Genomic DNA, 6090 nt, shown 5'->3' with positions numbered 1-6090 from the left:
CCTTAGCGAGGGACTTAAGTCCCTCGCTAAGGATAAATAATAATATCAGGTAGAAACGATTATCAATAATTACTATAGCTAAAGGACTAAGCTTCGCTCAGTTTCTCGCCTTCCCACTTACTCACAACTACTGTAGCTACAGCATTACCTACAACCGATGTTGCCGAACGACCCATATCCAAGAAAGGATCTACGCCCAGTAGCAATACTAAACCCTCTTGTGGAAGTCCAAATAGCGTCATTGTACCCATAATTACTACTAAGCTGGCACGTGGTACACCTGCGATACCTTTACTGGCTAATAATAGCGTTAATAGCATCGTTACTTGTTGGTCTAAGTTCAATGGCATACCATAAGCTTGGGCAATAAAGCCAGTTGCAAAGGTCATATACATCATCGAACCATCAAGGTTGAAACTATAGCCTAATGGCAATACAAAACCGATGATTCTTTCGCTGATACCTAAGCCTTTCAATGATTCTATTTGCTTTGGCATGGAAGCCTCAGAACTTGCCGTACTAAACGAAAGTAAAATAGCATCTTTCATCGCTGCCATCAATCGCCAGTATGGAATTTTCAAAAAGTAGCAAATTAGCCAAAGAACTACGAAAATGAAGAAGAGCAATGCACTGAAAAAGCAAATAATCAAGTAGGCATAAGATACCAAAACCCCTAAACCGTTGCGTGCAATCACGTTAGTCATCGACGCAAAAACTGCGAATGGCGCCAATAGCATAATGTAGCCTACTATTTTAAAGATAGCTTCACCAATCCAGTCTATTCCTTTTGATATTTTTTTGCCATGTTCGCCCATAGTAGCCAAAGCAATACCAAAAACGATTGAAATCATGATGATTCCTAAAGTTTTGTTTTCAGCAAATACTTGGAAAATATTGTCAGGGAAAATCTCAAAAAGGAAATCTTTAAAAGTCTTTAAAGGTTTGGCTGTAACTCCTGTTTCAATACCACTTTGAGGTAATTTCCAAGTACCAAATTCACCTGGGCGAGTAATGTTTACAAAAACTAAACCTACCAATAATGATAAAATAGTAGCAAAATAAAAGTAAGCCAACGTTTTTAAGCCAATTCTACCTACCAAGCGGAAATCGCCCAATTTAGCCACGCCCACAGATAAAGTACAAAAAATAAGGGGGCCAACAATCAGGTGAATGCTTCTTAAAAAAATATCTCCTAATAATTTTATATTCTTGCTGGCTTCGTTGATTTGCTCTTCACTCAGCTGAGTGTGCATAATTTGCCCTACAATTATTCCGATGATAAACCCGATGATAATTTTAGTGGTAATGTTTAGCTTCATTTAATATTAAGTTTGTTTGTGTCGAAATGATTAGATTTTAGTCCTAAATTTCAATGAAATGTATTTTCTCAAAACGAATTAACACAAAAAATCCACCCTTTGCAAATTAGAGTGGATTTTGCTTTACTGAAAGTAACGTTTATAAATCGGTTTTCTATATAAAAATTGAAGGTATAACAATGGATATACCAAGTAATCAGTCAATAAATAAGGAGTATTAAAGTCGATATTATCCGTGATGACCGTACCAGTTTGCTGGCTTTCTAACCTATGTTCATGGTGCCAATATTTCAAGAAGAAAGGGAGTATAGTGCCTTGGTCGATAAAATAAATGCTGTGTTCGCTATTCTTTTGTTCGATGATATTTGAAATCCAATCTTGTTTAAAGAAAATAAAGTTCAATACCAGATGCACAATATCTCCTTTCTGACAACCGTCAAATTGTTTAATAACGACAGGAGGAAAAGGAGGGGCAAGTGCTTTGAATAATTTTAAATCAAAACCTTCCCATACACTGAGAAGGTCTTGATTTACGGTTGTCTTGATCTGTATTTTCATGGAGGGTTAGCTTAAGTAAGCTCTGATTTTCCATGCTATCTTTTCGTGTTCAGCCATAAGCCCTGTCAAGAAATCACTGGTTGCTGCATCTCCCAACTCATCGGCAGTAGTTTTGATATCCTGTCTTAATACCCTAATAATCGTTTCGTGGTCACTCAGTAGTTCTTGTAACATTTCTAAAGCAGCACTTTGTTGATGTTTGGTTTCTAGTAATCTAGTTACAGCCAGAAACTCGTGCAAAGAAGCTAACGGAAAATGTCCTAGTGTACGAATACGTTCAGCAATTGCATCAATTTGCTCGTCTACGAAATCATACAAATCTTCAAAAAAAGTATGATATTCAATAAAATTAGGGCCAGTTACATTCCAATGGTAATTTCTGGTTTTGGTATAGAGCACATATTCGTCAGCCAATAATGTATTCAGAAGTGTTGAGGTTTTCTGTAAACTCTCAATAGAAATGCCAATGTTTGGAGTCATAAATTTATTTTTTTATTGATAACTTTCTAATCAACTAATTGTATAAGACGCTTTTGAAGTAAATATATGGATGATAGCTGCTAAAATAGCTTTTCCTATATTGATAAAAGCACTTGTAATAAATTCAACCGTGGTTTTAACCCCATTTGCCAACCATTGAATCAATGATTTTGTAAAATGGTTATTATCATCAGTTTTTTCAGGCTCTTTCTTTAAAAGAGTGGCTGTTTGTATAACGTCAAATTGTTGATTATTGTTTCTAAGAGTATCTTGTCTAATACGGTGTTTGGTATGCATTACCGTAGAATATTCAATCAAACCAAAACCTGATGCTTTGGAAAAAACAAAGAAGGTAAGTATGAAGATGAATAGCGTTTTCATTTTTTCAGTTGAGGTCAAAATAACAATACAAATTAATATAAGCAATTAAAATTAGTATGTAAAATTAAGTATAAATATTGGAATAGTCTTCATTGATAAAACTATTTCAATATTAAACATTCGTTTTATAAATGATTGAAAACAAAGCTCATAGCGGTATATTAAATACGGTTAGGGCTTCAATGTTATTTATGCCAATCTCGTGCCATTCGGAACGTTTTTTTCTACTGCTGCTAATACTACTTCGCCATCTGGCAAAATAAAGCCCGTTACCAATACTTCTGAGATAAAATTGGCTACTTGTCTAGGAGGGAAGTTTGTTACACAAATAACCTGTTTGCCGACTAATTCTTCTTTGGTATATAATTTAGTAAGTTGTGCTGACGATTTCTTGTGACCACCTTCTGACCCTAAATCTATAAGTAATTGGTAGGCAGGTTTTTTGGCTTTCGGAAAATCGTTGGCTTCTAAAATAGTGCCTACTTGAAGCTTTACTTTCTCAAAATCTTCCCATGAAATAGTATCAGTGTTTAACATAAGGTAATAATAATTAGTGAAATTATTTTTGTAAAACAGGTATTTTTACGCTAAAATCTTCTATAAAAACTCGCTTACTTTGTAACAGTAAATCGTACTTGAAATAAGGAAAAATTTACGATAGCCTAAGTATTTCAATATAATTTTTTTTTAAAAGAGTTTGACTAGCCATTTAATTTATGAGAGAGCATGCACCTTTTCAATTAACTAGTGAATCTGGTGAAGTATTTAATCCAAACGATGTTGCGTTTGTGATGTATTCTCAAGTGCTCAATTTGCTTTTTGTAAAACTAAATAGTAGTAATGCACGGGAATCTATACAAATTGGAGTGCCCAAAAGAAAGAAAAATCTTCTACAAAATTGGCTTGATTACCATAAAATATACTATCCGCCTGAGGATTTCCTATAAATAAAATTACAATACCTATTATATATTTAATAATCTAACCCGTGCAAATTTTAGTTCTTATACACAAAATTCCCTCTTAACCTTATCCTTGTGTGGTACTATGTTTCGTAAGAAATTGGTACCACTTTTATTTTTCATAGAATTCAATCGGTAAGCCATCTGGATCACTGATGAAAAAGAAACTCTTCCCTGTAAATTCATCCACCCTGATACTTTCACAATCTATCTTACATCCTGTTAGATAATCGTGAGTTCCCTGAATATCATTTACCTCAAATGCTAAATGTCTTAATCCACAAGCTTCAGGTCGTGATGGGCGAGCTGGAGGGTTAGGAAATGAAAATAATTCTATTTGATAAACTCCATTTACTGATAAATCTAATTTATAGGATTCTCTTTCAGCCCTAAATACTTCATTCTCAATATTAAACCCAAGTATTTCAGTATAGAATTTTTTAGAAGTAGGATAGTCCGAGCAAATAATAGCGATGTGATGAATTTTATTGATAGCTAGCATAATCTTCTTTTTTATTTTCACAAAGGTATTGATTGCTACAACATTCTTCAACAATAAAAGGCTTATTATTGAATAGTAATTTGGATAATAGGAAAGCTTGTTTTATCAGCCTTCCTATTTCGCTCACTTTTACTAATACAAGCCTATTTCATCAGCACTTGGTCCATAACACCCCGGAATAGGAATATCTAGTAAGCGTAAGAAAACACCCAACTGCGCTCTATGGTGTACAATTTGGCAATAAGCGTGGCGAATAGTTTCGCTTTTTGGCGTTGTGCTATAAATAGTATCGCCATTTCTTAATGTCCAGCTTTCTTCTAATAGGTCTTCCGTGGCTGCTAATAAATGAGTTTTAGCATCTTCTAAATTTTTTTCAAGTAAATTTAATAGGTCGGCAGTCGTATTAATAGTAGCAGGTTGATAATCGCCCACGCTAAAATCTAATTCACTGGTTGTTAATGCCAATCCCACCCACGATGGTAACTCTGCAATATGCGTTGCCAATCTAAGCACAGTCATACTTTTAGGATGAGGTTGCCAGTTAAATTTATCTGCTGGAACAATCGATAACATTTTTCGAGTACTAACCGCTTCTTGGTCCAACTCCTTTAAGAACATTGCAATCATCGTCATTTTGTTAGTTTTTTTGGTTGATGATGCAAAAAAACAATCCCTCACTGACAACCCTATGTCACAACTTTTTGAAAAAGCATAAATAAAATCAATAATTTACAGGAAGCAGTTTCATGTAGTCTGATAGGGGGATATGATCATTTTTTTGAAAGGACATTTGGGTATCTTTTACAACAATAATTCTTGAAACTCTGAAATCTCGATAGTCGTTTCTTTTATGACACCAAGCAATCAAATGCCAGTTGAAAGCATAGAAAACTAATCCTATAGGTTCAGCCCTACGACTACTGATTTCATCACTGTTATTCTTGTAGTCAAAGTCGATGATGGTTTTAGCAGAAATAGCTTGTTGTAATGTTGATAGGTATTCATAATTGTGATGTTCTCTATTCGGTGGAACTTGGATTTTGATTGTATCTGAAAGTGAATCTATTTTATCTTTTTGAGCATTGGGCAACACAGCCTTTACTTTATTCAATGCATTGGTATAGTGTTTTTGTATTGATTTATCAGTAAAACGATATACGATAGATTCCATTATTAAAAGTGCATTAGCTTCATCACTCGTAAGAGAAATAGGAGGAAGGAAGAATCCCTGAACGATGAAATATCCTTTGGCTTGTTCAAAACCTAAAGGTATTCCTGATTCATTCAAAGCTTTTAAATCTCGATAAACCGTGCGAATACTGATGTTGAATTTTTCTGCAATTTTTTCGGCAGGAGTATATTTTTTGGATTGTAGCAAAGTAAATATGCCAAATAGTCTATCAATACGATTCATAAATATCGAGGTTAGATAAGAATAAAAAAATAGAAAAGATTAACGAGAAATAACGCTAGAATAAATAAAAAAATAACAGTCATCAACCATATGTTAAAAAAAAATAATTCTTGATTAATCTTACATTTTTTTCGATTATACAATTGTTTAAGCGTTCGTGATTTTGTATCTTTGTTTTAAATAACACACTGAAATACATTTAATAATATTTTTGATTAATTAGCTTTAAAAAAGCTTGTTTATTAACATATGTTAATGCTTTTATTTTTTTAGAGGCTCATTAAATGAGTTAATTAATCATAATATTATTAAATAAATTTGCACTAAGTAAGTAGAACGATAAATGTTAATTTCTCGAATTTATACAGGAATGGTTTTCTGTTTAATATGTTTTGTCTTGTGCAAGCATAATGCCTTCGCAAATGAAACAATTAATCTGACAAACTTTTCTGTTCCTTATAATATATCTTCTTC

The 6090-nt window shown here is 33.4% G+C and carries 9 protein-coding genes; 1 reads left to right on the top strand and 8 read right to left on the bottom strand.

Going from position 1 to position 6090, the window contains the following annotated elements:
- Window positions 1–86: 86 nt before the first annotated feature.
- From AC07XN_RS22935 to AC07XN_RS22915, 5 genes are all read right to left on the bottom strand, one after another.
- Window positions 87–1319, bottom strand: coding sequence for a dicarboxylate/amino acid:cation symporter (locus AC07XN_RS22935; protein WP_494744747.1), 1233 nt, complete (start codon window positions 1317–1319; stop codon window positions 87–89).
- 123 nt (window positions 1320–1442) lie between these two features.
- Window positions 1443–1877 (bottom strand): SRPBCC family protein, encoded by a 435-nt coding sequence (locus tag AC07XN_RS22930; protein WP_309921324.1) that lies wholly within the window; start codon window positions 1875–1877, stop codon window positions 1443–1445.
- A gap of 6 nt (window positions 1878–1883) precedes the next feature.
- On the bottom strand, window positions 1884–2357 hold the full coding sequence (locus AC07XN_RS22925) for a Dps family protein (protein ID WP_309921321.1): 474 nt from the start codon (window positions 2355–2357) through the stop codon (window positions 1884–1886).
- A gap of 30 nt (window positions 2358–2387) precedes the next feature.
- Window positions 2388–2738 (bottom strand): hypothetical protein, encoded by a 351-nt coding sequence (locus AC07XN_RS22920; protein WP_309921319.1) that lies wholly within the window; start codon window positions 2736–2738, stop codon window positions 2388–2390.
- Window positions 2739–2927: 189 nt separating this feature from the next.
- Window positions 2928–3275, bottom strand: coding sequence for a tRNA-binding protein (locus tag AC07XN_RS22915; protein WP_494744746.1), 348 nt, complete (start codon window positions 3273–3275; stop codon window positions 2928–2930).
- 179 nt (window positions 3276–3454) lie between these two features.
- Between AC07XN_RS22915 and AC07XN_RS22910 the strand changes: the two genes are divergently transcribed.
- A complete protein-coding gene (locus tag AC07XN_RS22910) occupies window positions 3455–3685 on the top strand; it encodes a hypothetical protein (protein WP_309959222.1) in 231 nt (76 codons plus the stop codon).
- A gap of 127 nt (window positions 3686–3812) precedes the next feature.
- Here the strand turns inward: AC07XN_RS22910 and gloA2 are convergent, their stop codons facing one another.
- From gloA2 to AC07XN_RS22895, 3 genes are all read right to left on the bottom strand, one after another.
- Complete coding sequence (gene gloA2, locus AC07XN_RS22905) at window positions 3813–4202, bottom strand: SMU1112c/YaeR family gloxylase I-like metalloprotein (protein WP_494744745.1); 390 nt, start codon at window positions 4200–4202, stop codon at window positions 3813–3815.
- Between the two features lie 132 nt (window positions 4203–4334).
- Window positions 4335–4835 carry a DinB family protein gene (locus AC07XN_RS22900; protein ID WP_494744744.1) on the bottom strand — a complete coding sequence of 167 codons (501 nt, stop codon included), beginning with the start codon at window positions 4833–4835 and terminating at the stop codon, window positions 4335–4337.
- An 88-nt stretch (window positions 4836–4923) separates the two neighbouring features.
- Window positions 4924–5616: a helix-turn-helix transcriptional regulator gene (locus AC07XN_RS22895; protein WP_494744743.1), complete on the bottom strand. Its 693-nt coding sequence runs from the start codon at window positions 5614–5616 to the stop codon at window positions 4924–4926.
- Window positions 5617–6090 lie beyond the last annotated feature (474 nt).

Source organism: Arcicella sp. GW458-12-2-14-TSB2 (assembly GCF_059423785.1).
Note: the sequence above shows the minus strand (reverse complement) of the source record. Positions and strands in the feature narration are given on the sequence as shown.

Excerpts from the sequence above, each read along its gene's own strand:
- AC07XN_RS22920 (WP_309921319.1), bottom strand. The coding sequence starts at position 2,738 with ATGAAAACGCTATTCATCTTCATACTTACCTTCTTTGTTTTTTCCAAA.
- AC07XN_RS22895 (WP_494744743.1), bottom strand. The coding sequence starts at position 5,616 with ATGAATCGTATTGATAGACTATTTGGCATATTTACTTTGCTACAATCC.
- AC07XN_RS22930 (WP_309921324.1), bottom strand. The coding sequence starts at position 1,877 with ATGAAAATACAGATCAAGACAACCGTAAATCAAGACCTTCTCAGTGTA.
- AC07XN_RS22915 (WP_494744746.1), bottom strand. The coding sequence starts at position 3,275 with ATGTTAAACACTGATACTATTTCATGGGAAGATTTTGAGAAAGTAAAG.
- AC07XN_RS22910 (WP_309959222.1), top strand. The coding sequence starts at position 3,455 with ATGAGAGAGCATGCACCTTTTCAATTAACTAGTGAATCTGGTGAAGTA.
- AC07XN_RS22935 (WP_494744747.1), bottom strand. The coding sequence starts at position 1,319 with ATGAAGCTAAACATTACCACTAAAATTATCATCGGGTTTATCATCGGA.
- gloA2 (WP_494744745.1), bottom strand. The coding sequence starts at position 4,202 with ATGCTAGCTATCAATAAAATTCATCACATCGCTATTATTTGCTCGGAC.
- AC07XN_RS22925 (WP_309921321.1), bottom strand. The coding sequence starts at position 2,357 with ATGACTCCAAACATTGGCATTTCTATTGAGAGTTTACAGAAAACCTCA.
- AC07XN_RS22900 (WP_494744744.1), bottom strand. The coding sequence starts at position 4,835 with ATGACGATGATTGCAATGTTCTTAAAGGAGTTGGACCAAGAAGCGGTT.